Origin of the sequence: Ruania halotolerans, assembly GCF_021049285.1 — a bacterium.
Lineage (GTDB): Bacteria > Actinomycetota > Actinomycetes > Actinomycetales > Beutenbergiaceae > Ruania > Ruania halotolerans.
On sequence record NZ_CP088017.1, the window covers coordinates 3755145 to 3779013 of the forward strand.

Annotated in this window: 27 protein-coding genes; 11 read left to right on the plus strand and 16 right to left on the minus strand. The window is 67.0% G+C overall.

Annotated features, from left to right (window positions below; genetic code table 11):
• Positions 1-186 precede the first annotated feature (186 nt).
• Positions 187-390: a hypothetical protein gene (locus tag LQF10_RS16995; protein ID WP_231064994.1), complete on the plus strand. Its 204-nt coding sequence runs from the start codon at positions 187-189 to the stop codon at positions 388-390.
• Positions 391-1785: 1395 nt separating this feature from the next.
• Positions 1786-2436 (plus strand): class I SAM-dependent methyltransferase, encoded by a 651-nt coding sequence (locus tag LQF10_RS17000; RefSeq protein WP_231064995.1) that lies wholly within the window; start codon positions 1786-1788, stop codon positions 2434-2436.
• A gap of 291 nt (positions 2437-2727) precedes the next feature.
• Here the strand turns inward: LQF10_RS17000 and LQF10_RS17005 are convergent, their stop codons facing one another.
• The 7 genes from LQF10_RS17005 to LQF10_RS17035 form a co-directional block, all read right to left on the minus strand.
• On the minus strand, positions 2728-3045 hold the full coding sequence (locus tag LQF10_RS17005; protein WP_231064996.1) for a hypothetical protein: 318 nt from the start codon (positions 3043-3045) through the stop codon (positions 2728-2730).
• Positions 3046-3167: 122 nt separating this feature from the next.
• Positions 3168-3995: a DUF6999 family protein gene (locus LQF10_RS17010; RefSeq protein WP_231064997.1), complete on the minus strand. Its 828-nt coding sequence runs from the start codon at positions 3993-3995 to the stop codon at positions 3168-3170.
• 1 nt (position 3996) lies between these two features.
• On the minus strand, positions 3997-4698 hold the full coding sequence (locus LQF10_RS17015; RefSeq protein WP_231064998.1) for an iron-containing redox enzyme family protein: 702 nt from the start codon (positions 4696-4698) through the stop codon (positions 3997-3999).
• Positions 4695-5825: a 3-oxoacyl-[acyl-carrier-protein] synthase III C-terminal domain-containing protein gene (locus tag LQF10_RS17020; RefSeq protein ID WP_231064999.1), complete on the minus strand. Its 1131-nt coding sequence runs from the start codon at positions 5823-5825 to the stop codon at positions 4695-4697. The genes LQF10_RS17015 and LQF10_RS17020 overlap by 4 nt, the downstream gene beginning before the upstream one ends.
• A gap of 153 nt (positions 5826-5978) precedes the next feature.
• Positions 5979-6530 (minus strand): TIGR03086 family metal-binding protein, encoded by a 552-nt coding sequence (locus LQF10_RS17025; RefSeq protein ID WP_231065000.1) that lies wholly within the window; start codon positions 6528-6530, stop codon positions 5979-5981.
• On the minus strand, positions 6527-7009 hold the full coding sequence (locus LQF10_RS17030) for an SRPBCC family protein (protein WP_231065001.1): 483 nt from the start codon (positions 7007-7009) through the stop codon (positions 6527-6529). Before LQF10_RS17030 ends, LQF10_RS17025 begins: the two co-directional genes overlap by 4 nt.
• A complete protein-coding gene (locus LQF10_RS17035) occupies positions 7006-7386 on the minus strand; it encodes an ArsR/SmtB family transcription factor (RefSeq protein WP_231065002.1) in 381 nt (126 codons plus the stop codon). The genes LQF10_RS17030 and LQF10_RS17035 overlap by 4 nt, the downstream gene beginning before the upstream one ends.
• 171 nt (positions 7387-7557) lie before the next feature.
• Here LQF10_RS17035 and LQF10_RS17040 point away from each other — a divergent pair, with 171 nt between their 5' ends.
• The 5 genes from LQF10_RS17040 (at position 7558) to LQF10_RS17060 (ending at position 11838) form a co-directional block, all read left to right on the plus strand.
• Positions 7558-7947 carry a GntR family transcriptional regulator gene (locus LQF10_RS17040; protein WP_231065003.1) on the plus strand — a complete coding sequence of 130 codons (390 nt, stop codon included), beginning with the start codon at positions 7558-7560 and terminating at the stop codon, positions 7945-7947.
• Positions 7913-8662 carry an ABC transporter ATP-binding protein gene (locus tag LQF10_RS17045; protein WP_231065004.1) on the plus strand — a complete coding sequence of 250 codons (750 nt, stop codon included), beginning with the start codon at positions 7913-7915 and terminating at the stop codon, positions 8660-8662. Before LQF10_RS17040 ends, LQF10_RS17045 begins: the two co-directional genes overlap by 35 nt.
• Positions 8659-9477, plus strand: a complete 819-nt coding sequence (locus LQF10_RS17050) for a hypothetical protein (RefSeq protein ID WP_231065005.1) — start codon at positions 8659-8661, stop codon at positions 9475-9477. The genes LQF10_RS17045 and LQF10_RS17050 overlap by 4 nt, the downstream gene beginning before the upstream one ends.
• A gap of 114 nt (positions 9478-9591) precedes the next feature.
• A complete protein-coding gene (locus LQF10_RS17055) occupies positions 9592-10326 on the plus strand; it encodes a CDP-alcohol phosphatidyltransferase family protein (RefSeq protein WP_231065006.1) in 735 nt (244 codons plus the stop codon).
• Between the two features lie 216 nt (positions 10327-10542).
• The gene (locus LQF10_RS17060) at positions 10543-11838 is read left to right on the plus strand and encodes an alpha-amylase family glycosyl hydrolase (protein ID WP_231065007.1); all 1296 of its coding nucleotides are present in this window, start codon (positions 10543-10545) and stop codon (positions 11836-11838) included.
• A gap of 105 nt (positions 11839-11943) precedes the next feature.
• Here the strand turns inward: LQF10_RS17060 and LQF10_RS17065 are convergent, their stop codons facing one another.
• Positions 11944-12732 carry an NAD(P)H-dependent oxidoreductase gene (locus LQF10_RS17065; RefSeq protein WP_231065008.1) on the minus strand — a complete coding sequence of 263 codons (789 nt, stop codon included), beginning with the start codon at positions 12730-12732 and terminating at the stop codon, positions 11944-11946.
• Positions 12733-12815: 83 nt separating this feature from the next.
• Here LQF10_RS17065 and LQF10_RS17070 point away from each other — a divergent pair, with 83 nt between their 5' ends.
• Entirely contained in the window at positions 12816-13172 is a 357-nt protein-coding gene (locus tag LQF10_RS17070; RefSeq protein ID WP_231065009.1) for a winged helix-turn-helix transcriptional regulator, read from the plus strand.
• Positions 13173-13196: 24 nt separating this feature from the next.
• Here LQF10_RS17070 and LQF10_RS17075 read toward each other — a convergent pair whose 3' ends face one another.
• Positions 13197-14144 carry a helix-turn-helix transcriptional regulator gene (locus LQF10_RS17075; RefSeq protein ID WP_231065010.1) on the minus strand — a complete coding sequence of 316 codons (948 nt, stop codon included), beginning with the start codon at positions 14142-14144 and terminating at the stop codon, positions 13197-13199.
• Between the two features lie 103 nt (positions 14145-14247).
• Between LQF10_RS17075 and LQF10_RS17080 the strand changes: the two genes are divergently transcribed.
• Complete coding sequence (locus LQF10_RS17080; RefSeq protein WP_231065011.1) at positions 14248-14667, plus strand: VOC family protein; 420 nt, start codon at positions 14248-14250, stop codon at positions 14665-14667.
• Positions 14668-14682: 15 nt separating this feature from the next.
• Here LQF10_RS17080 and LQF10_RS17085 read toward each other — a convergent pair whose 3' ends face one another.
• Positions 14683-16083: an MFS transporter gene (locus LQF10_RS17085; protein WP_231065012.1), complete on the minus strand. Its 1401-nt coding sequence runs from the start codon at positions 16081-16083 to the stop codon at positions 14683-14685.
• A gap of 35 nt (positions 16084-16118) precedes the next feature.
• Here LQF10_RS17085 and LQF10_RS17090 point away from each other — a divergent pair, with 35 nt between their 5' ends.
• Complete coding sequence (locus LQF10_RS17090) at positions 16119-16706, plus strand: TetR/AcrR family transcriptional regulator (protein ID WP_231065013.1); 588 nt, start codon at positions 16119-16121, stop codon at positions 16704-16706.
• A gap of 68 nt (positions 16707-16774) precedes the next feature.
• Here LQF10_RS17090 and LQF10_RS17095 read toward each other — a convergent pair whose 3' ends face one another.
• Positions 16775-17935, minus strand: a complete 1161-nt coding sequence (locus tag LQF10_RS17095) for a Cmx/CmrA family chloramphenicol efflux MFS transporter (RefSeq protein WP_231065014.1) — start codon at positions 17933-17935, stop codon at positions 16775-16777.
• 222 nt (positions 17936-18157) lie between these two features.
• On the opposite strand from LQF10_RS17095, the gene LQF10_RS17100 reads away from it, so the two are divergent.
• Entirely contained in the window at positions 18158-18943 is a 786-nt protein-coding gene (locus tag LQF10_RS17100) for a nucleotidyltransferase domain-containing protein (RefSeq protein ID WP_231065015.1), read from the plus strand.
• Between the two features lie 24 nt (positions 18944-18967).
• Here LQF10_RS17100 and LQF10_RS17105 read toward each other — a convergent pair whose 3' ends face one another.
• The 5 genes from LQF10_RS17105 to arsB all read right to left on the minus strand — a co-directional run bounded on the left by LQF10_RS17105 (position 18968) and on the right by arsB (position 23712).
• Entirely contained in the window at positions 18968-20362 is a 1395-nt protein-coding gene (locus LQF10_RS17105; RefSeq protein ID WP_231065016.1) for a tryptophan-rich sensory protein, read from the minus strand.
• A 2-nt stretch (positions 20363-20364) separates the two neighbouring features.
• The gene (locus LQF10_RS17110) at positions 20365-21009 is read right to left on the minus strand and encodes a CPBP family intramembrane glutamic endopeptidase (RefSeq protein WP_231065017.1); all 645 of its coding nucleotides are present in this window, start codon (positions 21007-21009) and stop codon (positions 20365-20367) included.
• Positions 21010-21092: 83 nt separating this feature from the next.
• A complete protein-coding gene (locus tag LQF10_RS17115; RefSeq protein ID WP_231065018.1) occupies positions 21093-21521 on the minus strand; it encodes an arsenate reductase ArsC in 429 nt (142 codons plus the stop codon).
• Positions 21518-22576, minus strand: coding sequence for a metalloregulator ArsR/SmtB family transcription factor (locus LQF10_RS17120; protein ID WP_231065019.1), 1059 nt, complete (start codon positions 22574-22576; stop codon positions 21518-21520). Before LQF10_RS17120 ends, LQF10_RS17115 begins: the two co-directional genes overlap by 4 nt.
• Positions 22573-23712 carry an ACR3 family arsenite efflux transporter gene (gene arsB, locus LQF10_RS17125; protein WP_435531412.1) on the minus strand — a complete coding sequence of 380 codons (1140 nt, stop codon included), beginning with the start codon at positions 23710-23712 and terminating at the stop codon, positions 22573-22575. Before arsB ends, LQF10_RS17120 begins: the two co-directional genes overlap by 4 nt.
• Between the last annotated feature and the right edge of the window lie 157 nt (positions 23713-23869).

Here is a 23869-nt window from a genome sequence, read left to right on the forward strand (position 1 = left end):
GATCTGAAGATCAAATCGAGAAGCTCGAACTTGAGTCTGTTTCGCTCAACTATGAAGGCAGCGAAACTATTCCGGAGGCGGTGGCAACGGGTTCACGGGCCCGGGGCGGCGGCAACCGCCCTTCGCTCGATCGGACCGACGCCCTATCGACGGCTCGGTTTCACGCTAACTAGCGTGAGAGTGCCGATGACACGACTCTGCGCCTCTGGCGATGCCGAGGCCGACGCGGTCCGGCGCCGAGTTGCGCGCAAGTCGCGCTCGATGCAGGACGTCGCCCGACAGGCCGTGGGCGAGTACGTCGAGAACCACGGTCGTGCTGATCTGCTCAACCGCGTGCTCGACAAAGAGCCGCCGCGCTACGCGGAGGCATTGGAGCGCCGAGGTCTGTAAACCTCCCGCTGGGCGTGGAGTCGTCGCACGGCAAGAGGCACCACTGCCGGTACGCGGCCAGGCCCTTCGACCTGATGCTCCACTGCCCTGGCACTTATCGAGGACTCGCTCCTAGCGAGTTGCTGTCGCAACAGCCAATGATTCCTGATTCAAGCTCGCCGTATCGGCTAGTGCCGATGGGTGGCGCCCGTTCCGCCCGCTCGCGCCCGCCGATGTTCCCGAGGCGCCGTGAGTGATGTGCGCCTTGAACTCAATGCCCAAGTGCCGTCCATTGATTTGCGTCCCCATGGGTGGCCTTCACACTAGGCGATGACGCGAAAGTCGGGTGCCGTGGAAGCGCCACGCCTGCACGGTCTGGCGGACAGTCCAGACCAATCGCGGCGATGACCATGCCTGCGAGGGCTTGCAGAGCGTCCAACCCTCACCGATCGTCACGGCCGCGTGAGCAAGCGATCCGTTCTCGGTCCACACCAACACCGTGCCTGGCTCATGATCGCGGCTCGTGCCCTCGATCGGCCTCGTCCGATCCGAGAGCCACGCCGCGAAGGTTTCCAGCTGCATCCAATCACTGGCGGCGTCAGGCCCCTCGACCGCTCCAACCACGGTCGCGAAACAGTTCGCGCCGGACCCCGTCATCGGGAAGCTACCGGCCAGGAGGCGTGCGGCCGGAAGCGGCGCGTCGGCTCGTCGCCAACAGTCGGCCGGAACGTGATCGTGCTGACTCGGCCGCACGCCACGCTCGATCCAATCGATCATCGGCCCGTCGCCTACGCGCGCCAGCTGCGAAGGCCAGAGTGGTTGTGGTTTGGGCGACATGGCTCGTCGCCGCCCCGCCATCAGTGAGCGTCGTACACGTGGGGCGAGCCCAGCGACCTCCTCCTCAGTGAGCCACGTCCACTCCCCGCCATACATGAAGAACGTGTCACGCCACTCCGCCGATCCGGCAGATTCATGCTTCGGAACTTGGGCAGCGATCGTCGGCGCGAGCCGATCGGTAGGAAACGGCTGACGAGTAGGGGCGTACCAGCGTCGCCACCTGCGGATCAACTCAGTTGAGACACCTATGCCGAGGACCGTACGCATCGACCCATCCTGCTATGGCGCTTCGCCGCGGTCGATGCCCCAGTCTTTGTCTCGCAAGCCACCGTCCGTGGGACCGCTGGACACGGAAGAACATCCGGGCCCGCGTGGCGCTATGTCGACGGCGCACTGACGACGGAGTGGTGGCGCACCGATTTGCCTGTTCGAGCACCTGTTCATCCATGTCCGTGCCAGCCGACGAGCAGATACCGAACGTCGTTCCCCGAGCTGACCGTAGACCACCAGCTCCGTCCGTTGCGGATACCAACAATTTCGTGGCGGCAGCCTGCGCGCTGGATTGCCTACGCTGTTGCGATGGGATTGCTCGCCGCGCTCAACTCCTTTAACGCATCTCACCCTTGGTCGCACAACGTTGCTTTCGCGTGGTTCGTGCTCGGGCAGGCGAGAGCTGTACGCCGCCGTGGCGGTACAACGGCAGTAGACGTGGGCTGCGGCACCGGGCATATGGTGCAGCGTCTGACGGCAGTTCTCCCCTCGGTGATCGGCATCGAGCCCGACGCCGAGACTGCCGCGATTGCTGCCCACAGGCTCCGAGACTCGAAAAGCGCTCGGATCGATCAGCAGAGTTTTGGAGATGAGTCACATCAGAAGTACGACCTGATCCTGTTCGTCGCGTCACTACATCACATGCCGCTGAGAGCAACGCTTCGCCAGGCCCGCTCGGCGCTCCAACCTGGTGGAAGAATCGTGATCGTCGGACTCGCGAAAGAGACTTCCCACGACACAGTGCGGTCCCTAATCTCTCTCGCGCTCAATCCCATCGTCGGCTTTGTGCTCCACCCCACGCGCGCCACGAAGCCCCCCGCGCACATGCGGGCCCCCACGGCCCAGGCGACCGAGACCTTCGACGAGATTCGCACCATTGCCAACGAGGTACTGCCAGGTATTCGCATGCGTCGCGGCTTGTTCTGGCGCTACACGGCGTCATGGGTTGCGCCCACCTGAGGAACGCCAGCTGGTCACCAGAATCCACCGACTTTGATGGAGCCGGACACAGCCCAGCGAGCAATTCGGGTGGGGTCAGCGCCGGATGGTGACGGCAACGCATCGGTCGTCATCAAAGGTGAGAGTGGCACCCTGGAGCTGATGGAGGGTGGCTCCCCAGCTAGCGTGATCGTCATCTGGGCTGGCCGCGACGAGGGCGGGTTCGATCGAGCCTCCGGATGAGATAGCCGTCTCTGCTGGAGCCACCTAGCGGACGGCGCTGAGCCAATGACCCAGGTGGGCTTGAGCCACCTACCGAAGCGGGCTGTGGGTCCTGAGGAGGTGGGCGTACCGTTCGAAGGGGCGCTCCCAGCACCACTGGTCGTGGTGCTCGATGACCGCAGGAATGTATCCGGACGGCCATTCGATCATCGCGTCCACCACGAAGCCAATCGCGATCGCAGTCTCGAGATGTCGTCTGTCAGGACCCGTCACGACGTAGCTGATGGCATGAAGCTCGACGCTGAGTTGCCGCTCTCGGCTGACTCCCTCGCCGCTGAGCAGGGAGCCCGCCTCGCGCGTCGAGCCCTTCTTCGTCAGCGAGTGACGGCGCACTTCGAGCGTTCGCACATGCGAACACTAGCGACCGGCGTTGCAGTCGAGCGGAGGAGTGTCGGAACTCGAACGCAGTCGCTGGGTCCGTCGCGACGGGCACCCTCGCAGGGCTAGGAATGGGCCATCAGCGCCGTGTCCTAGCGGCCGCCGTCGGCGATCTTGCTCAGATGCGCATGCGCGTACTCGCACACCAGCGCATGCCGGTAGACCAGCTGCGGGACGTCCACATTGGTGTCCATCCACAGACTCAGCCCGCCCATCTTCCAGTGCCGATAAGTCTCGTCCTTGGTGAGCACCGCGAGGATCTCCAGGAAGGAGTCGTCGAAGCGCAGCGAGTGGATCGCCCGCCGGAACTCCTCCAGGCTGAGCGCGATGCAGAACGGGATGTTCATCAGGCACAGCGCCGTCTGGATGTCCAGGCGCATCAGGCGCGGGTGACGGCGTTCGGGGTCCAATGCAGGCACGTCCAGGTGGGAGAAGTCCAAGCGTTCCGGCGCCTCGACATCCACCCCTTCCAGCGCGATGAGCACGTCGTAGACGTTGATGTCGTGCTCCACCACCGCGTTGTCACCCAAGCCGGCCAACGTCGTCGGGCGGAGCGTGACCGGCTCGATATCGGCCGGAGTGTTCCGGATGATGAAGTTCACCAGGTTGGTCTCCACCACGAAGTGCCGGATCAGCAACTCCACGGCATCGGGAGCGACGAACCGGCGCAGGAACCACAGGCACAGCGCGTCCATCGTGCGCAGCGACATCCACCGGCCCGGGGCCAACCTCTTCAAGATCGAGATCACGGCCACGAGAACGCGCGAGACGATGCGTGCGATCGGGTAGAGGTAGCGCCGGGACACCCGGCGCTGATCTTTGATGATCATCCGCACCAGCGGGCGATCGAGAGGGATGGAGGGGTCGGCGTAGATCGCCTCCCACATGCTGGGGTCAGATTTGACGAACTCTGGCGGCATCTCAGACCTGATCCAGTTCGGTGAGCTGCATGACATAGAGCCGGGCGACCACTCTGGCGCAGGAGACGATCGCGTCGCCCGCCGGGCCATCGATCCGGTCGGAGGTCAGAATCGCGTCGAGCGTGCCGGTGTGCTCGGCGTCGGCCTCCTGGTGGTAGCGCATGAAGTGGACCTGGTTGTCGGCCAGTCCGAGCACCTCCTGGAACCGCTCGGCCCAGGCCAGCGCCTTCTGCGCGCCGAGCCCTTCGATGATGAACATCGCCCCCAGGCACCCGATCGGGTTCGGCTGGCTCGCCTGGTGGAACATGTAGCCCGAGAGCGCCTGCGAGCCGATGTTCTTGCGGCCCGCGCGCAGCTGCTCGAGCGAGCCGCCCACGGCCACGTAGTCCCGTTCCAGCAACAGGTGGTCGCGGTGCTCCTCCAGTGCGTGGGAGATGGCCGCCGAGCGCAGGTCGAAGTGGTCCATATCGAAGTTCGAGGCAGCCCGCGCGATCCAGAGCGACCCGTCCACCACCTGCTGGCGCAGGTTGTGCAGCAGCCGCTGGTAGTCCGCAACGCTCACATCGCCGTCGGCGAGCGCCCGCAGAATCGGCACGTCAGCCAGCTGCGCCTCGAACTCGGTCCACACATCGGCCAGCCGGGCCAGGAGGCTGGCCTGATCCGGCTCCGGCGGGCGGTAGCCCTCAACAGTCTCGGTGGTCATCTCGTGCTCCTTCGTGGCTCAACAACGGTCAGGTGGGCGAAGCCGAACGAGAACCGGCCCGACTCAGGAACGGCAAGCAGCACGGTCTCGCCTGGGGCGAGTCGCTCGGTGCGCCACGCCTCCTCCAGCGCGATGAAGATGCTGGCCGCGCCGGTGTTCCCGCAGGTCTCGAGGTTGGAGAACCATCGGCTCTGGTCGAGGCCGGGGATTCGCGCACTCAGGGCGTCGAAGACCAGATCGCGGAAGACGTTCGTGCTGTAGTGGCAGATCACGTGATCGAGCTTCTTCAGGTCCACCAGGCCCAGATCCACGAGTTCCTCGAACTGTGCCAAACCCGCGGCGGCGAGTTCGTCCAGCACCTTGGTCTCCTGCCGGATCTGCATCAGACCGGCACGCTCTGCCGATGCCACATCCTCGAAGTCCTGCCAGGTGCGGCCGGCAACGGCTGACCCGCCATCCAGGCCTGCCCGCATGCAGACCTCGTGCTCGTGCGCGAGGGAGACCTGGCGCACCCAGTCCACCCGCAAGGAGGGCCGGTCGGGTCGTGGCTGGAACTCGACCACCGCGGCACCTGCGCCGTCGGAAAGCATCCACCGGAGGAAGTGGGCGTCCAGGTGGTCCTTGACCCCATCGAACCGCCGCTGGTGCAACCAGCGGCTGGCCAGCTCAGAGCCCACGACGGCGGCCCGTGGGTGGTCGCCGAGCCTCACCTTGCTCACGGCTGCGTCGAGCGCAGCCATGCTGGAAGCACAGACTCCTGCGGCAGTGAGCACCTGCATCGGACCGCCGCCGAGCCGGCCGTGCACCATCGAGGCGAAGCCGGGTACGAGCAGATCACCCTGGGTGGTGGCGCAAGCCAGCATGCCCAGGTCCGCCGCGGCGATCCCGCGATCGGCCAGCGCGTCCTGGAGCGCGTGGACTGCGAGTTCCTCGTTGAGCTCGGTGGTGCGGCCGTCGGTATCCATCGCGTAGTAGCGCTGCCGGATGCCGTTGGCCTTCTGGATTCGCTCGCGGATCCGCTCAGTTCGGCGGTCAAGGCCGCCCAACCGGCTCGCGACCGCCTCGTTCGATACCGGTTCGCCGGGCAGGTACCGGCCGAGTCCGGTCAGGTAGGCAGTCGCTGGCATGGCTTCATTCAGCCACAAGTCTCATGACCTGACTACAGCGCCTGCCCAGCCTGTGGACAGCCGGGCGTGCCCACTTGCCCATCAGGGCAAGGTTGTGGCCGTTCCTCCACCTGGAGCGACCGCAACCTTGCCCAATCCTGAGGCCGGCCGATCTCAGCCCAACGGATCCCGCCCGATGAACCCCAGCAGACGGGTCTGGGCGTCAGAACCCTCCGGCACCTCCACGCGCGGACCGTACTGGCCGCTGGAGCGAATCAGCTCCTCCATCGGCTCCATCCCCTCAAGCATCGCCTGACACTTGTCCGGATCCAGCGTCTCGTCTTGCCCTGTCGCGCGAGCCAGGTCCCAGGTATGCATGAAGACGTCGCCCGTGTAGAACTGGTCGATCGCCTGGGCGAGTGGAAGCTCGCCGATGTGGGGATGAGAGAAGGTGCGCTCCGCCGTCGCCGGATCATCGAGCACCGCCTGCACGCCATCGGCGTGCACCTGCCAGGCAGCCACCGGATCCTCGTCCACGGAAGGGCCGACCGGCAGTTCGATATCGGCGCCGACCTTGAGGAACTCGGGGAACCAGGTGACGAGGTGGCGCACCACGTCCCGTGCCGCCCAGCCCTCCACGGGTGCGGGGGCGTCCCAGTCGACGGCGCCGCGCGCCCGGTCTGTGAAGGTGCTGGCGACCCGGCGGTGCTCCTGCGCCGGGTTCATGCCACGCCCTCGGCGAGGAGCTCGTCGAGCTTCTCGTATCCCTCGTTGATGCCGATCTCCATACCGCTGGCCAGCATGCCCTGCTGCGCCTCCATCGACTCCACGATCGACTTCGCCACGATCCGCGTGCGGCCGCCCTCGAGCGGTTCAAACGTCATGATCTCCAGCGCGACGGCGTCCCGCATCTCCTCGAAGCCAAAGGTCTGCACGAGTTTTTCCCCAGGGATCGCATCGTGGAAGCACCCGAAGAAGTGCGCTACCACCTCACCGTTCTGGATGGCGTTGTAGCGGTAACTACCCCCGGTCTGGCAGTCCCAGGTCGCGATGTCCATCTCGACCGATCGCGGGCCCATCCAGCGCTTGACCAGCTCGGGCTCGGCCCAGGCACGGTAAACCCGCTCCGGTGGAGCGTCGAACTCGCGCGTGATCGTGATCACCGGGAGGTTCGGATCGGCGTCGATCGTTGCTTCTTTGCTCATGATGCTGCTCCTTCGTTGGTCGTGGCCCCCGTCGTGGGGCCCGTCGCGTTGTGCTCGCCGTCGGCCATCTCGGCCAGGACGGCGTCCAGGCGTTGGAAACGTTCCTCCGCTTCCCGCCGATAGCGCTCGATCCATTTCGTCATCAGGCTGAGCACTTCGGCTTCCAGGTGAACCGGCCGCTTCTGCGCGTCTCGGCTCCGGCTCACCAGCCCGGCGTCTTCGAGGACGCGCACATGCTTGGACACCGCCTGCAGGCTCATCTCGTACGGCTCGGCCAGGTCGCCGACCGTCTTGTCACCCGAGGCGAGCCGGGCCACCAGATCCCGCCGGGTCTCGTCAGCCAGGGCTTGGAACACCCGAGAGAGTTGATCGGCCACAGGATCACCTCCTCAACTAATTGGTTGAATACAGTGAGCGTAGATCCGCTGTCGATCGCTTGTCAACCATTTGGTTGATTACGTTGCCGAGAGCGCGTCTTCAGGCTTGACCACATGCGCCTCGCTGTGTCATTGTATTGAGCGCTTAATACAGTGATACGAGAGGCTCTGATGGAGTTCGACACCGCGTCCCCGATCTGGGGCCAGCTCGTGGCGGAGTTCTCCCGGCGCATCGTCACCTGGGCGTGGCCACCGGGCGCGAGGATCTCCGGTGTCCGCGAACTCGCCGCAGAACTGGGCGTCAACCCGAACACCGTCCAGCGGGCATTGGCCGAACTGGAGCGACAAGGCCTGTGCCACTCGGAGCGGACCTCGGGCCGGTTCGTCACTTCAGATGAGGCCCGGATCGACACCCTTCGCGCCGAGCTGGCCCAGGAAGCAGCCGATGAGTACGTGCGCCGTGCCCGAGGGCTCGGGATGCCTGCAAGTCAGGCACAGCAACTGATCAAGGAGAGATGGCACAGCGATGACGACCACAGCGACCACAGCCCGGGAGCGTGAGCCGGCGATGCCAGGCAACGAGCCGCTCCTGCAAATCCGCGACCTGACGATCCGCTACGGCAACCACACCGCCGTGGACCGGCTCAACCTCAACCTCCCGGCCGGCCAGATCGTCGGTCTGCTCGGCGAGAACGGCTGCGGGAAGTCGACACTGCTGAAGGCGCTCGCCGGCGTCTATGCCGACTACACCGGCGAGATCTCCTTAGGCGGGCACTCCCCCGGCCCGCAATCCAAGGCCATCACAAGTTACCTGCCCGACCGCAGCGCGCTCCCGGACCGGGTCCGGGTGAGCTACTGCCTCGACCTGTACGGCGACTTCTTCGCCGATTTCGACCGCGCGAAGGCCGGCGACCTGCTCGACTTCTTCGGACTTCCCGAGTCAATGCGGCTCAAGGAGATGTCCAAGGGCATGCGCGAGAAAGTGCAGATCACGCTGGCCATGGCCCGCCAGGCCCGGGTCTATCTGCTCGACGAGCCGATCTCTGGCGTTGACCCGGCCGCGCGCCAGGGCATTCTCGACGGCATCCTGCGCAACCTCAACGAGGACTCGCTGCTGCTGATCGCCACCCACCTGATCCATGACCTCGAAGCCACCCTGGACTCGGTGGTGATGATGCGCCGCGGCAAGGTCTTGCTCACCGGGCAGGTCGACGACCTGCGCGCTGAGCACCAAGCCAGCCTCGACCAGCTCTTCCGGAAGGTGTACGGCTCATGAGCACACTCCTCAAACACGAGTTCCTGCGAACCCGGGGCCTGCTCGCGCTCATTCTCGGGGCAGCCGTCCTGGTCGCTACCGTCGGGGCGCTCCTCGCCGCGACCGGCTGGCCGGTCATCGCGGCCGTCGGAGTCCTTGCCTGCGTGGTCGCGGTGTTCGGCCTCTTACCAGCCACACAGCTTGTGCTCGCCATCGAGTACTGGCGCTCCAGCTACGGCCGCACGGGCTATCTCACGCAGACGCTGCCGGTGCGAGGATCCACGATCTACTGGGCAAAGATCATCTGGGCCTGGGTGGTGTCCCTGGCGGGGGCGGCGTTGACCCTCGGGCTGACCTTGGCGGTCGCACCGGCCGTTGCCAGAGGGACGGGCGGGCAACCCGCGCAGATCCTCACTTCGATTCGTGAAGCGTGGCAAACACTGATCGACGTGGCGCCGACCTGGCTCGTCCTCGCTGCAGTGCTGGCCCTCATAGCATTGATCCTCGTCTGGCCGGTGCACTACTTCTTCGCCGCTTCCATCGGCAGCCAGGCCCCCTTGAACAGGTGGGGCATCGGTGGGCCGGTGGTCGTCTGGCTGGTCCTGTACGTCACCACCCAGATCGTCACATTCGCGTCATTCGCAGCGGTGCCGCTGGCGGTCGGACTGAACGGCGACCAACTCGGTATCGTGCAGTTCGAGCTCTTCGCCGAGATCGCGGCCGGTAGCAGCGCGAACGTCATGCCCGTCGGCTTCGTGCCGGCCCTGCTCATAATCACCGGGGTCTGCCTGGGGTGGAGCGTCCACTCATGGAACCGCAAGGTGTCGCTCACCTGATCTCGCCCTGACCAGCGCGTCCGGTCCGGATACGTTGGAGGACGTGACCACCGATGAGCACAGGGCCCACCACCGCACGTGCAGCCGTACCGATGCACTGATACCTCCCCGACGGTGACTGGCCGAGGCTCGGCTGCCGCCGTGCGGTTGGTCGCGACCGTGCTTCCCGTGCTGCTCCTGCTCATCCTCGCGCACGTTAAGCCCATCCCCCCGGCTGGCGTGATCCTCGCGATACTCGCCGGCGCCGCCGTCCCGCTCGTTGCGTCGATCCTGGTGAACCGGCGCACGGCGGGAGGTCGATTCCTTCCGGGCGATGAGGTGACACTTCTGCGCACCGGCCTCATCGGCGGTTGCGCGGGATACGCACTCTTGCTGCCGGCGGGCCTGAGCGCACAGTCATGGCCGATCTTCGTGGTGGCGCTGATCGCGTGGGTGATGGATGGCCTGGACGGAATCGTGGCCCGTCGCTCTGGCACTGCCTCGGCGGAAGGCGGACGTTTCGACGTGGAGGCAGATGCCGTCTTTGTTCTCGCAGTCTCCGTCATCGCTGCCGCAACAGTCGGCTGGTGGGTGCTCGTGATCGGCCTGATGCGGTACCTGTGGGTAGTCCTCAGTTGGTGGGCCCCACCGTTGAATCGTCCCCTGGCGCACCGCCCGTCCCGACGGCGGATTGCTGGCTTCCAAGGTGGCGTGCTGGTGGCAACCCTCGCGCCCATCACCCCCGCCCCCCTTGCGGCACTCGCCTGCGCCTTGGCGCTGGGTTTCCTGATCTACTCCTTCGCGCGCGACGGCGTTCACGCGTGGAGATCGGGCAGGGGGAGTGACCCACCGGTCACGGTGTGGGGATAGACAAATCGACGGGGCCAACCGGTGGCCGAACAGATCGCATGTAGGGCGTTCAGCTCGGCGTCGGTGACCGCCCCGTTGATCTCGAGAACCACATCACCCTCGCCGCACACCTGATCGACGGTATCCGAATCCCCCAGGGTGACATCAGTGTCGCGAAATGGCCGGCCTACGACACTGAGGCCACCCTCGCCAGCGGACCGCGTTGTACGTTGGCGTATGAGCTCGGCCGAGAACCTGATCTGGTGGCATGTCTATCCCCTGGGGTTCGTGGGCGCGGACACCACCGGCGCCGACCGCACCCCGACCACCCGGTTGCCTGCCCTGACTCAGTGGGTGGATCACCTGCTCGAATTAGGTGCCAATGGCCTCGCGCTCGGACCGATCTTCGACTCCTCCACGCACGGTTACGACACGATCGACTACTTCCGAATCGACCCGCGCCTGGGTACCGAGGACGACCTCGTCGAGTTGATCGAGGCCGCCCACGCGAAGGGCATCGACGTGATGCTCGACGGAGTCTTCAATCACGTGGGACCAGACTTCCCTGCGCTGCACACCGCCCGGGAGAGCCCGTCGGCTGCTGAGGGGCGCCTGTTCAAGAAGGACCCCGACGGCGGACTGGTCGCCTTCGAGGGGCACGGCGGCCTGATCACGCTGAACCATGCGGCACCCGAGGTGGCTGGGTTGGTCACCGAGGTCATGACCTATTGGTGCGACCGGGGCGTGGATGCGTGGCGTCTCGACGCCGCCTATACGGTGCCTGTCGAGTTCTGGACCACCGTGCTGCCCGCCGTCCGCGAGCGCCATCCGCACGTCTACGTGATGGGAGAGGTGCTGCACGGCGACTACGCCACATTCGTCCGGGACGGAGGCATGGACGCCGTCACCCAGTACGAGTTGTGGCAGGGCATCTGGCATTCCATCGCCGATCACAACTTCCACGAGCTCGACCACGCGCTTGGCCGGCACAACACCTTCCTGGACGCGTTCGTGCCGTACACCTTCGTGGGTAACCACGACGTGACGCGGATCGCCAGCCAGATCGAGGACGAGCGCCACCTCCCGCACGCGCTCGCGCTGCTGTTCACGCTCGCCGGCACGCCGTCGGTCTATTACGGCGATGAGTTGGGCCTGCGCGCGGTCAAGGAAGAACGGGTCGGCGGGGACGATGCGATCCGACCCAGCTTCCCAGCCAGCGCGAACGTCCAAGAGATCCCGGGCGCCAACACGGAGATTCTCTCCTTGCACCAGGAGCTGATCGGCCTGCGCAGGCGGCACCCATGGCTACACACAGCCCGAACCCGGACGGTCGCCGTCGGCAATGACGTGATCACGCTGGAAGTGACCGGCGCGTCCGGGGAGGCATTGATCGTCTCGCTCAACATCGGCGACGAGCAGGTACGGATCGCAGATCCCGCGCCGGGAGCGTACCTGGCCGGCCGAGACTGCGGACTCGACGGCGACGAGCTGGTGGTGGGACCGCACGGCTGGACCGTGGCCAGGCGGCGGTAGTCAGCCTGCGGGGTATTGAGCAGTTCTGGCGCGGAACAACGCAACCGAACTCGGGTCACTCCACGTGCGATCTGGCTGCGGAGCGCGCGGAGGAGCGACTGTCGATCACACGGGAGCTGCCACGCACTCGTGGATGCCCAGGTCGAGCGGCGCGGCGCCGGTGATGAGCCGCTGGTCGCGGTCGTAGCCGCCGTGACGCAACGTGCGATAGTCGATCGGCGCCTCGCCATCGAGGTGATCCAGTCGCGCGAGCAATCGATCACGCTCGACGTCCAGTCCGGCGAACTCACGCCGGTCGGTGGCGGCAATCAAGTGCGGACGCAGCGGCTGGATGCCGGTGTACCAGAGGATCCCGTGCAGCACCGGGAACAGCAGCGCCTCCAGATGTCCGTTCACTCCCCCGGCCGCGAACGAGAGTTCCCGGTCGCCCGCGGTGACCACCACGAGTGCACGCTTGCCCTCCAGTCCACCCTCGCCGTACTTGAGGGTGCGCCCGGTCTCGTTGGTGACGTTGAACGCGAATCCATTCACGAAGACCCTGTCCACCCAGCCCTTGAGGATCGCCGGCATCCCGCCCCACCAGAGCGGGAACTGCAGCACAAGCAGGTCAGCAGCCCGCAGTTTTTCCTGTTCGGCGCGGATCTCGGGGGCAAGCGTGCCGTTCAGGTGCGCCTGGCGGGTACGGGCGCCGAAGGTGGCCGATTCGTCCTGCCCGACGGCGGCCCCCAAGTCCTGTTCGGTCAAGGCCGCCTGCCAGCCCATGGCGTACAGGTCCGAGGTGGCGACGGCGTGATCCCGGCTCAGGTGCGCCACGCCCGCCTCCTGCAAGGCACCATTGAGTGAGCGGCCCGTGGGGTGTGCGGAGATCCAGAGAGTGGATGAGGTGTCAGTCATGCCTCCATCAGACGTAGTACATCGAGTACATACAAGTACAGTCTTCACTTGCAGGTACCCACAGATGTGTAAGTATGGAGGTCATGCGCACATCAGTGGTGAATGCCCTCGCGGTCTGTCCCGTCGAGGTGGCGATCAGCGCCGTCGGTGGAGCGTGGAAGCTGACCATCGTGAAACATCTGCTCACCGGTACGTTGCGGTTTGGCGAGTTGCGTCGCGCGGTCGGCCCGGTGAGCGAGCGGACACTGGCCCGCCAGCTGCGCGAACTCGAAACTGACGGCCTCATACACCGGGAGGTCTACGCCGAGGTCCCACCCCGTGTGGAGTACAGCCTCACCGGGCTCGGGGCGTCGCTGCGCGAGGTCGTGACGGCGATGGACGCCTGGGGCGCCGTACTCAGCCGGGAGGTCGAGACCGAGCACCGGGCCCGTCCAGCCTGAGCCGGTGGTCCGACGGCGTCCCGATCAGTCGGAGCCATACTGGCCCACGAGCTCTCGCCCGAGGCAGGCGAGCTCGGCTCGCACTTCCTCCGGTTCGAGAACCTCCACGGCGGCACCCAAACCAGCGGTGTGCTCGGCAATCGATCGAGCCATGTGGGCGCGGAGCCGGACACGGACGCGGCCATCCTCGAGTGTGTCGAGCACCTCGCAGTGTCGGCCGAACTGGCTCTGCAGCACCGGCAGCACTCCGGCCGCCGCGAGGGCCGTCGCCGTGACGGCGGATCGTCGCTGCTCCACCGACTCGACCACACGCTCCCACTCGCTGGCCAGGTCGAGATCGGCAGGCTGATCGGCGGGCTCGTCAATCACGGTGGCGGCAACAATTCGATCGGCGCGGAACGTTCGGCGGCCGCTCTCCGTACCGGCCACCAAGTACCAGACATCATCTTTGCTCACCAGACCCCACGGATCGACGAGTCGACGCCTGCGGCGGCGGTCACGGCCGACGTAGTCGAGCGCGACCTTGCGCCGGCGCACCAGGGCGTCTTCCAGCACCCCCACATGAGCCGCGGGTTCTCGACTGCGCTCGCCCCACCCCGCGGCGTCGACCACGACGGCGTCAGCCGCGGCCTGCGCGTCGGCCCGGAACGTCTCCGGCAACGCCTGCATCAGCTTGCGCAACGCCGACCGGACCGGGGGCGCAACGGATGAACCCGGCCCGGCCGAGAGGAACAGTGCTCTCACCTCAGCGGAGGTGAGACCGGTCAGGTCCGTCCGCGCACCGCCGAGCAGCATCCACCCACCACCGCGGCCAGGCTGGGAGTAGACCGGCACACCGGCCGCGGACAGTGCCTCCAGGTCCCGGCGAGCGGTGGCCACCGACACTTCGAGTTCCGAGGCAAGCTCAGCCGCGGTCACCCGGCCGCGCGTCTGCATCAGCAGGAGGGTGGCGACCAACCGATCCGCGCGCATCTCACCATGATCTCTCGAAAAAGTGATCAATAGATGAGCACTTTACCTGCGCACTATGGATGCACACGGCGGCCGCACGAGCCGCCCCGCCCATGGAGTACTGATGTTCCGAGGATTCGCCACGATCAGCTTTTACGCCGACGACATGGCTGCGGCACGCGACTGGTACATCGAGCTGCTCGGGATGGAGCCGTACTACGCATTCCCGCCGCCTCCCGCCGCGCCGGCATATCTGGAGTTCCGCATCGGCGACGATGAGGACGAGCTCGGCTTCATCGACCGCCGATACGCTCCCCGCGGCGCCGCCAATCCCCCCGGTGGCGCGGTGATGTTCTGGCACGTCGACGACCTGAGCGCCACGGTGGAGCGGCTGCTGGCGATGGGGGCAATTGAGTATGAGCCCGTCACCCCCAGGGAGGCAGGATTCACCACCGCTTCCGTCGTGGACCCGTTCGGCAATGTGCTCGGTGTGATGCACAACCCGCACTACCTGGAGATTCTCGCGGCGAGGAAGGGCGAATAGCGGACCGCGGCAACGCTACGGCCTCGCCGGTTCGCGGGGCGGCGGGACCGCGCGGGCGACCACCCCCGGCGCGGGCAGCCCGACGGCCACGAGCGCGACAAGGGCGAGCAGCGCGGCCATCAGAAGGAACGCCACTCGATCCGTGCCTGCTGCCGCGACCGCGACCGTTGCCGCCGCCAGCCCCATCGCGCCACCGAACTGCTTGGCCGTGTTCATCAGACCCGAGGCAGCCCCCGCCTCCGAGCTGACGACACGACTGGTGACGACGGCAGCCAGCGGGGTGTTCATCAAGCCCCCACCCGCCCCGATCACGGCCGCCGGTGCCGCGATCATGAGGAGGAAGCCCCCGTGCTCGGCCACGGACTGCCAGACCAGGCCGAGGGACGCCGTCAGGGCACCGGCCACGATCAGGGGGCGCGCACCGATACGTCCCATCAATCGAGGGACCACCCACAGGTTCACGGCGATCAATGTGCCGGTCAGGGGCAAGAAGGCCAATCCGGCCTGGAGCGGGGTGTAGTCCCAGCGGGTCTGCATGCGGTAAGTGAGGAAGTACCAGATCCCCACTTGGAAACACGCGGCGGTGAGGAACGTCGCGATGTTGCCGAGCGCGATCCCTCGCCTGCGCAGCAGCCCGGGCGGAACCAACGGGTGCGCAGCGCGGTGCTGGTGCAGGCCGAGCAGGGCGAAGAACACCACGCTCACCATTGCCGTTGCGACGGGAATCGACACAGTGCTCGCGCCCACCATGGAGAGCGCGAGGATCGCGCAGGTAAAGCCACCGATCGCGAGCGCCACCGCGGTGAGACTCACCGGCACGGCACGGGGGCGGCTGATCGCCCGCCGAGCCAGCGCACCGGCTGCCAACACGATCGCGAGGCCAATCGGCAGGTTGATGAGCAGGACCGCCCGCCAGGAGATCAGCTCGGTGAGTAATCCGCTCACGACGTTGCCCACGCCGCCGCCCGCCACGCTGACCGCAGTCCAGACGGCGATCGCCTGCGTCCGCTCGCGACCCTCCGGGTACGTGACGGTCAGGAGGGTGAACGTGGCCGGCGAGATCGCGGCCGCGGCGAGACCCTGGCCCGCTCGGGCCCCGATCAGCATCGCGCCGTCGGTAGCGAACCCGCCCGCGGCGCTCGTCACGGCGAAGAACGCCACACCACCGACGAGGACTCGCTCGGCGCCGAGTGCGTCTGCCAGACGTGCGGCCACGAGCAGCACGCCAGCGAAAGTGACGCAGTAGGCCATGGCGACCCATGAGGCCGTCGTCGGACCGAACTCGAGCTCCGCCTGGATGGACGGCAGTGCAACGTTCACCACGGAGACGTCGAGCACCACCAGCAGTTGAGCAGTACAGGCGACCCACAGAACGAGCCGGGCGTGCATGATCTCTCCTTGATACAGTCGTATCATTTGGTACGACTGTATCATTGCTGGAGGAGGCGCCCATGTCGAACGAGGAACGCCGCACCACGATCCTGGACGCAGTCGAACGACTCCTGGGCCGGGGCGGGATCGCCGCCGTGACCATGCGTGAGGTCGCGGCCGAGGCCGGAGTCTCGCTCCGCCTGGTCCAGTACTACGGCAAGAGCAAGGATGAGCTCCTCACGGCCGCACTGGAACGGCTCGCCACGAGGAGCGCCAGCCGATGGCAGGCGCGCCGAGACTCCAGCGCCACCGCCGGCTCGCTCGCCGCTGAGATCCGGGCGTTCTTCGAGGAGGCTCTGCCCACTGACGAGATGAGCCGGTCATTTCATCGCGTCGGCGTGTCCCTGGAGTTGCTCGCGGTGACCTCTGCCGACACGCCACACGGTGCTTATGACGCTCACCTCGGATCTCTCGCCGACCATCTCACCGAGGTCTGCCGGGCCGCGGAACCGGGATTGGATGAGGCACAAGCCCGCCAGCTCGCCGTGGAGACGATGGCCCTCTGCCACGGGCTGGGGTCGCTGTTGATGACCGGCCAGGTCTCAGCAGCGGACGTCGAGGCGATCGTCACGAGGTATGTCGGCGCGATCGAAGAGAACCGCGTCTGAACCCAGTTTTCGTGTATGAACCTGACCCGGCGGGGGTTCGAACACGAGAACTGGGTTCAGATCGATCCTCAGCGGTTGCGGTACCAGGCCGAGCGACCCAGTAGGAGGCTGGCTCCCACGAGGGCTACCAGCGCCGCACTCACCCAGATCGGGCCGAGTGCGCCGCCTCCGATTCCGAGCACGACCGCCGCCAGGGCAGGGCCCGTTCCAGCGCCGAGATTGAGTGCTGCCGTGGCGTATGAGCCGCCCATCGTGGGGGCACCGGCGGCTTCATGGAGCACGCGGGTGATGAACGTGCTGCCCACGGCGAAGGACAGCATCCCCTGGACCAGCGCCAGGGTGAGCAGCGCCACCGGTGCATCCGCCATCGTGGCCATCGCCACCCAGCCGATCAGCAACAGCGGCGTTCCCAGTCCGATCAACGCACTGGAGCGGAGATCGGAGAACCGGCCCGCGGCCGTGACACCCACGAACGAGCCGACCCCGAAGCACATCAGTGCCACTGAGACCCACGGGCCGGCCAGCCCCGCGACGTCGGTCACGATCGGTGCGAGGAATGTGAAAGTGGCGAACGTGGCGGCGTTGACCACCGCTCCTAGCACCATGACCTTCATGAGAGCGGGCCGGTGCAGCTGGGCGATCTCCACCCGCAACGACACCCGCCCCCCTGCACTCGGAGCGCCGTCATCTCGCCTCAGGCCGAGCACGATGCCGGCCACGGCCGGCAGACAGAGCATCGCGATCGCCCAGAAGGTCGCGCGCCAACCCAGCATCGCACCGAGCAGCGCGCCACCGGGCACGCCGGCCACCGTGGCCACGGTGACACCGGACAGGAGCACTGCCACCGCTCGCCCGGTCCGTTCGGGCGGTACCAGGGTGGTCGCAGTGCGCAGAGCCACGGCAAGAAAGCCGGCGTTGGCCAGGGCTGCCAGCACCCGGGTGGCGAGCAAGACGCGGAAGCTGGGGGTCAGGGCACCGAGCACGTGCACGGCGGCAAAGAACAGCAGGAACCCGAGCAGTGCCCCGCGGCTCGGCCAGCGGCGGGCGAGCGCCGCCGTCACGGGTGCGCCCACCACCATCCCGACGGCGAAGGCTGAGGTGAGCAGGCCGGTGGCACCCACCGGCACGTTGAGGTCGGTGGCGATGTCCTGGATGAGGCCGGCGAGCATGAACTCTGAGGTCCCCATAGCGAAGATCGCCAGGGCAAGGAGGTACAGCGGACGAGGCATCGAAGAACTCCGAGGTGGGAGAGAGCGAACAAGGGTCGTCTCGTCACCGCGGCCAGCCCTGGACCGCGTGCACCTCAGCGGGCGCTGCGGCTCAGCTCAATGGCTCAGATCTGTGATTCAGGGACTGACGGCGTGACCGGCAGCCCCACGGTGGATGCCTCAGGGGTGGACATGCCTGAACGTTACGTCGACCGGCATGCTCGCGCGCAATAGGTTTTCACCATGCAGCATCACCAGGAAACCCTCGCAGCCTTCGTCGAGCGCGTCCGCCACGACCCTGACGTCGAGGGCGTGGTGCTCACCGGATCGGTGGCCCACGGGACTGAACGCCCGGACTCGGACGTGGACGTCCAGCTCGTGCTGACTGAGGAGGCATTCGCTCGAGCATGGGCGCAGAACCGGCTCAGCTACGTCCTCAGTGAGGTCGCCACCTATGAGGGCGGTTACGTGGACATCAAGGTGGCCAGCGCAGATTTCTTGCGCCAGGCGGCCGAGAGCGCGGACGATCCGATGCGTCACTCGATGCTCGGCGCCCGCGTGGTGTGGTCCCGCCTGCACGGTCTCGGCGAGCTGGTGGCGGCCATCCCGGTCGTGCCGGCAGACCGGTGGAACGAGCGCATGGCCTCCTTCATCGCGCAGGCTCGACTGCACAGCGGCTACTTCCTCAAGCAGGCGGTGCAGTTGGAGAACACCCATCTGCTGCACCATGCAGCGGTGCACACCGTGACCGCCGGCGGGCGGGCGCTACTCGCGCTGAACCGCACGCTCTTCAAGGGGCACAAGTACCTGGAGGGAATGCTCGCCGGCTTGGAATTGGTGCCGACGGGCTACGCCGAGGCGACCATCGATCTGCTGGCGAACCCGGGCCCTCGGACCTGCGCGGCCTACATGGATCTGCTGGAATCGTTCCACCCGTGGCCGCTGAGCCGCGAGCAGACCCTCTCCACGTTCGTACGAGACAACGAGCTCGGGTGGTACTCCGGCCAGCTGCCGCCGGAGTACTCCTAGGCGCGGCCGATCTGCACGCGCAGATCAGTGATTCCGCCTCCACATCGACCCCGTCAGCGCCGTCGCGAAGGCGCACCAGAGCGAGTACGGCGCGAGTGCGATGCCGTAGCGGCGACCCGCCCGCGACGCGCGGCGCGCCAGACCCGCTGAAGACGCCGTCAGCAGCGCGGCGTCCAGCAGCGCGAGTGTGGGCTTCTTGGCCGTGAAGAACAGGCCACTCCACCCAGCATTCAGTGCGAGGTTCACCCAGAGAGCCTGTTCGTACTCGCGTGCGAGCCGGTGATGCCCGTTCGCGGTGAAGCTCACCTGTGCAGCGGCGCTCGTGGTGGCAAGAGTGCCATACAGCGCCGTCCACACGAGTGGGAAGGCCCACCCGGGAGGTTGCCAATCGGGGGTGGACAGTCGCCGGTACCAGCGAGACCGCGGGTTCGTCAGCACAGTGCCGAGCGCTGCGCAGGCCGCGACAGCCCCGAACGTGCGCGCCCAGATCCGGACCGCATCGCCCGGATCAGGCGGTGCGTCTTCCAAAGCACGCGCGACCGCCTTGCGGTAGGGCGTGCGACCTCCTGGCGGCGGCCCCACCAGGTCCACCAGATCGTTCTCCGAGCAGATCACCTCGTGCACCAGTGAGCGCACCAATGGTTTCGCCACGGCGGCATCCACGGGTGTGACCAGAGCGATCCAGTGGCTTGCCAACTGCGGGCTGAGCACCGGGACCGCCTGCACCAGGCGGCGTCGGAGGCCCGCCACCTCGGCGAAACCCTCCATCATCTCGAGGTAGGTGAGCACCTCGGGACCGCCGACGTCGAACGTCCGGTTGACGTCGGCCGGCAGGTCCGCTGCCGCCTCGAGATAGTGCAGCACATCGTCGATCCCGATGGGCTGAATCTTGTTCTCCACCCACCGCGGGGCCACCATCACCGGTAGCCGACTGGTCAGATAGCGCAGCATCTCGAAGCTTGCCGACCCCGCCCCGAGCACGGTCGCCGCCTGCAGCACCGCCGTCGGAACACCAGAGTCGAGCAGAACCTGCCCCACCTCCACCCGGGAGGATAGGTGGGTGGACAGCTCACCGGAGGGATGCAACCCGGACAGGTACACGATCCGTTTCAACCCGGCCTCGCGGGCCGCCTCGGCGAACCCACCCGCCATCTCCCGGTCCCGGGCGGCGAGATTGCCCTTGCCGTCCATCGAATGCAGCAGGTAGTAGGCCACATCGACGGCGTCCAGCGCCTTGTGCAGGTCGCTCGCCGTGGTGGCGTCTCCCTCGACCACGTCCACCTGAGACCGCCAGGCACGGGGCAGGCGATCGGCGGACCGGGTGAGCACGCGGACGGTGTGGCCGGCGTGAAGCAGTCGCGGGACGAGCAACCCCCCGATATTGCCGGTGGCTCCGGTGACGAGGATGCGATGAGACATGGCTAGGCCAACCTTTCCAGCAGCGGCGGCAGCAGCAGGAGCATCCCGCTGGACCAGATGATGTGGATCACGGCGGCGCCGAGCACGCCGCCCGTGGCGCGCCGGTACAGCGCGCAGACCAGCCCGAGAACGGCTGCGGCGAAGATCAGCAGCGGCACTCCGGAACCGACCGTGCTTAGTGTGTAGAGCATCGTCGAGACGGGGACCGCGTACTGGGAGCCGACGGCGTGGAACAGCGCACCGCGGAAAAACAACTCCTCCGCGAATCCGCTCACGACGGTGGTCGCGAGCACGACCGGCAGGGCCCCGTATCGTGCGTGGTCGAGCAGGTCCTGCACCGGTTCAGTGAGCGTAGGGACCCGCGCGACGACGAGGGCCCCTACGCAGAAGACGGCGAGCAGTGCCAAGCCGATCGCGACTGGACGCCATAACGAGAGGCGTCGGCCACCGTCGGGATGTTCTGGGCGCCAACGCAACGGCCCGGAGGCGAGCGAGCCTCCCAGCCACACCCCCGCGAGAAGGAGCGAGCCGAGATAGAACAACGGGTCGCCAGGTCTCAAGGCGAGAGACCACCACAGCAGCACGCTGCCGCAAGCCACCGTGAGCGCGACCGCTACTCGGCGACGTGACAGTCGTGCTTCGCTCATGCGGGCACTACCTCTCGACGGGTCTCACCATCCTCACCCGTGCTGCCGAGGTACACCACTGCTCACAGTGTGTGCGGAAGGGTTCAGGCCGTCAGCTCCCGCACCGGCACCTCGAGTTCACCCAGGAGCACCGTGATCCGACCGCGGATCTCGTCCCGGATCGGGCGGACCGCCTCGATCCCTTGCCCGGCCGGGTCGGCCAGTGCCCAGTCTTCGTACCGCTTGCCCGGGAAGATCGGGCAGGCGTCTCCGCAGCCCATGGTGATCACCACGTCCGAGGCCTGCACGGCTTCGGTGGAGAGAACCTTCGGCTGTTCGGCGGCGATGTCGATACCGAGTTCGGCCATGGCGGCCACGGCCGTGGGGTTGATCTGCTCGGCCGGCATCGACCCGGCGGAGCGGACCTCGACGGCGTCGCCGCCGAGCGCCCGGAGGAATCCGGCGGCCATCTGGGACCGGCCGGCGTTGTGCACGCAGACGAAGAGCACGCTGGGCTTGGCGTCATGGGTCATCGGTTGTTCTCCTCACGGTGAGTGGACTCGGAGGCGGAAGGGCCGCCGTCGGGAATCTGCAGATCGGGCACCAGATCCGCCAGCAACTCGCGCACGTGGCGGTCGATCTCGGCTTGGATGGCGGCCACACCCTCGGGCGAGGCCAGGGCGGGATCGCCCACCTGCCAGTCCTCGTAGCTCACCCCGGGGATCACTGGGCAGACGTCCCCACAACCCATGGTGACCACCACATCGGCGGCGCGGACGGCGTCGTCAGTGAGCGGCTTGGGGAAGGCGGGCGGGGCCGCCAGCGCCGTGAGTGCTCCCCGTACGCCGGTGTGGATCTCCGACGCCGGAGTAGACCCGGCCGAACGTACGGTCACCCGATCTCCGGCGTAGTGATGCACGAGGGCGGCGGCAAGCTGAGAGCGACCGGCGTTCGCCACGCAGACGAAGAGCACCTGCGGGGGTGTGGCGGCCCGGTCCCGGGTGAGGTCGCTCAGGCGCTGGCGAGCGAACCGTTCGGTCAGTGGTACGAGGTGGGCGCTGATCGTGGCCGTGCGGGCCAGGCCGGTGTAGGACTCGCGCACGATGGCACGCACCAGCGAATCGTCCACCTCGGCGAATCGCCCGGACAGAGCCTCGGCCAGACGTTCGAGCGCGATATCGACGTCGGAGAGCCCGGTCATATGCGGGGCATCGGTGGTCGCGGCGAGAGCCGTCGGGGCGAAAGAATCCAGCAAGGCCGTGACGGCGCTGCGGTAGCCCGGGGTGATGGAGTACCAGACCCAGGTGCCGCGGCGCTCGCTGGTGAGCACGCCGACCTCGCGGAGCACCTTGAGGTGGTGGGAAACCGTCGGCTGCGACAGGTCGGTCAGTGCGGTGAGATCACACACGCACGCCTGACCTGCGGGAGCGGCGGAGATGAAGGAGAGCATCCGCAGCCGGAGCGGGTCGGAGAGCGCCTTGAGCGCGGCTCCCACCTGGTCGGCGACGGAGCGGTCGATGGCGCGCGCCTCGAGGGCGGGGGCGCAGTCGGGATCGGTGGACAGGGGCTGGAGTTCGGAGGTGGTCATGAGCGGATCTCCTCGTGGGAGGTGGGGGTCTCAGCGGTGACAGCGGTGTCGCCCTGTGAGCTACGAGAGCTGCGTGGATCATGGCCCCACCAGCGGCGGCCGACCCACAGGGAGACGTAGACGAGGCCCACGAGCACGGGGACCTCGATGAGCGGGCCGACGACGCCGGCGAGCGCCTGCCCGGAGGTGGCTCCGAAGGTGCCGATCGCCACAGCGATCGCGAGCTCGAAGTTGTTGCCGGCCGCGGTGAATGCGAGCGTGGCAGAGCGTTCGTAGCCCAGGCCGAGAGCCTTGCCGGTCACGATGCCCAGGCCCCACATGAGCGCGAAGTAGACGAGCAGCGGCAGGGCGATGCGGACGACGTCCCAGGGATTGGAGGTGACCGCCTCACCCTGGAGCGCGAACAAGCCCGCGATGGTGAACAGCAGACCGTAGAGGGCCCAGGGACCGATGCGGGGGACGAAGCGCTCCTCGTACCAGTCACGTCCGCGGGCGCGTTCACCGATGAGGCGGGAACCGAAGCCCGCCAGGAGCGGTATCCCGAGGAAGACGAGGACGTTGATCGCGATCTTCCCCATGGAGACGTCCAGTGCAGCACCCTCGAGTCCGAGCCAGTCGGGCAGCACGGCGAGGTAGAAGTAACCGAGCAGGCTGAAGGCGAGCACCTGGAAGACGGAGTTGAGGGCGACGAGCACGGCAGCCGCTTCCCGGTCCCCGCAGGCGAGGTCGTTCCAGATGACCACCATGGCGATGCACCGGGCCAGGCCCACGATGATCAGACCGGTGCGGTACTCGGGCAGGTCGGCGAGGAAAATCCAGGCCAGGGCGAACATCAGCAGCGGGCCGAGCAGCCAGTTCAGCGCGAGCGAGGCGAGCAGGAGCTTACGGTCGCCAGCGACAGCGCTGACCTTGTCGTATCGGACCTTCGCCAGCACCGGGTACATCATCACCAGCAGGCCGAGCGCGATCGGCAGGGAGATCCCGCCGATCTCGAGCCGGACGAGCAGATCGCTCAGCGCGGGGACGAAGCGACCGAGAACCAATCCGGCGACCATCGCGAGCCCGATCCAGAGCGGGAGGCCACGGTCGAGGGCGGAGAGGCGGGCCGGCTGAGCGACCGGAGACTGCATCGACATACTTCAATATTGACGGACTTCGATCCAGCCGTCAACTGTCGATCGAGACCGGACCAGAGTCGCCACAGCGCGGCGCATCGCATCGCTATCTCTCAATTTTCAACACCTTAGTATCGACATCTTTCATCTTCAGGATCGATCGCGACACTCGACGACC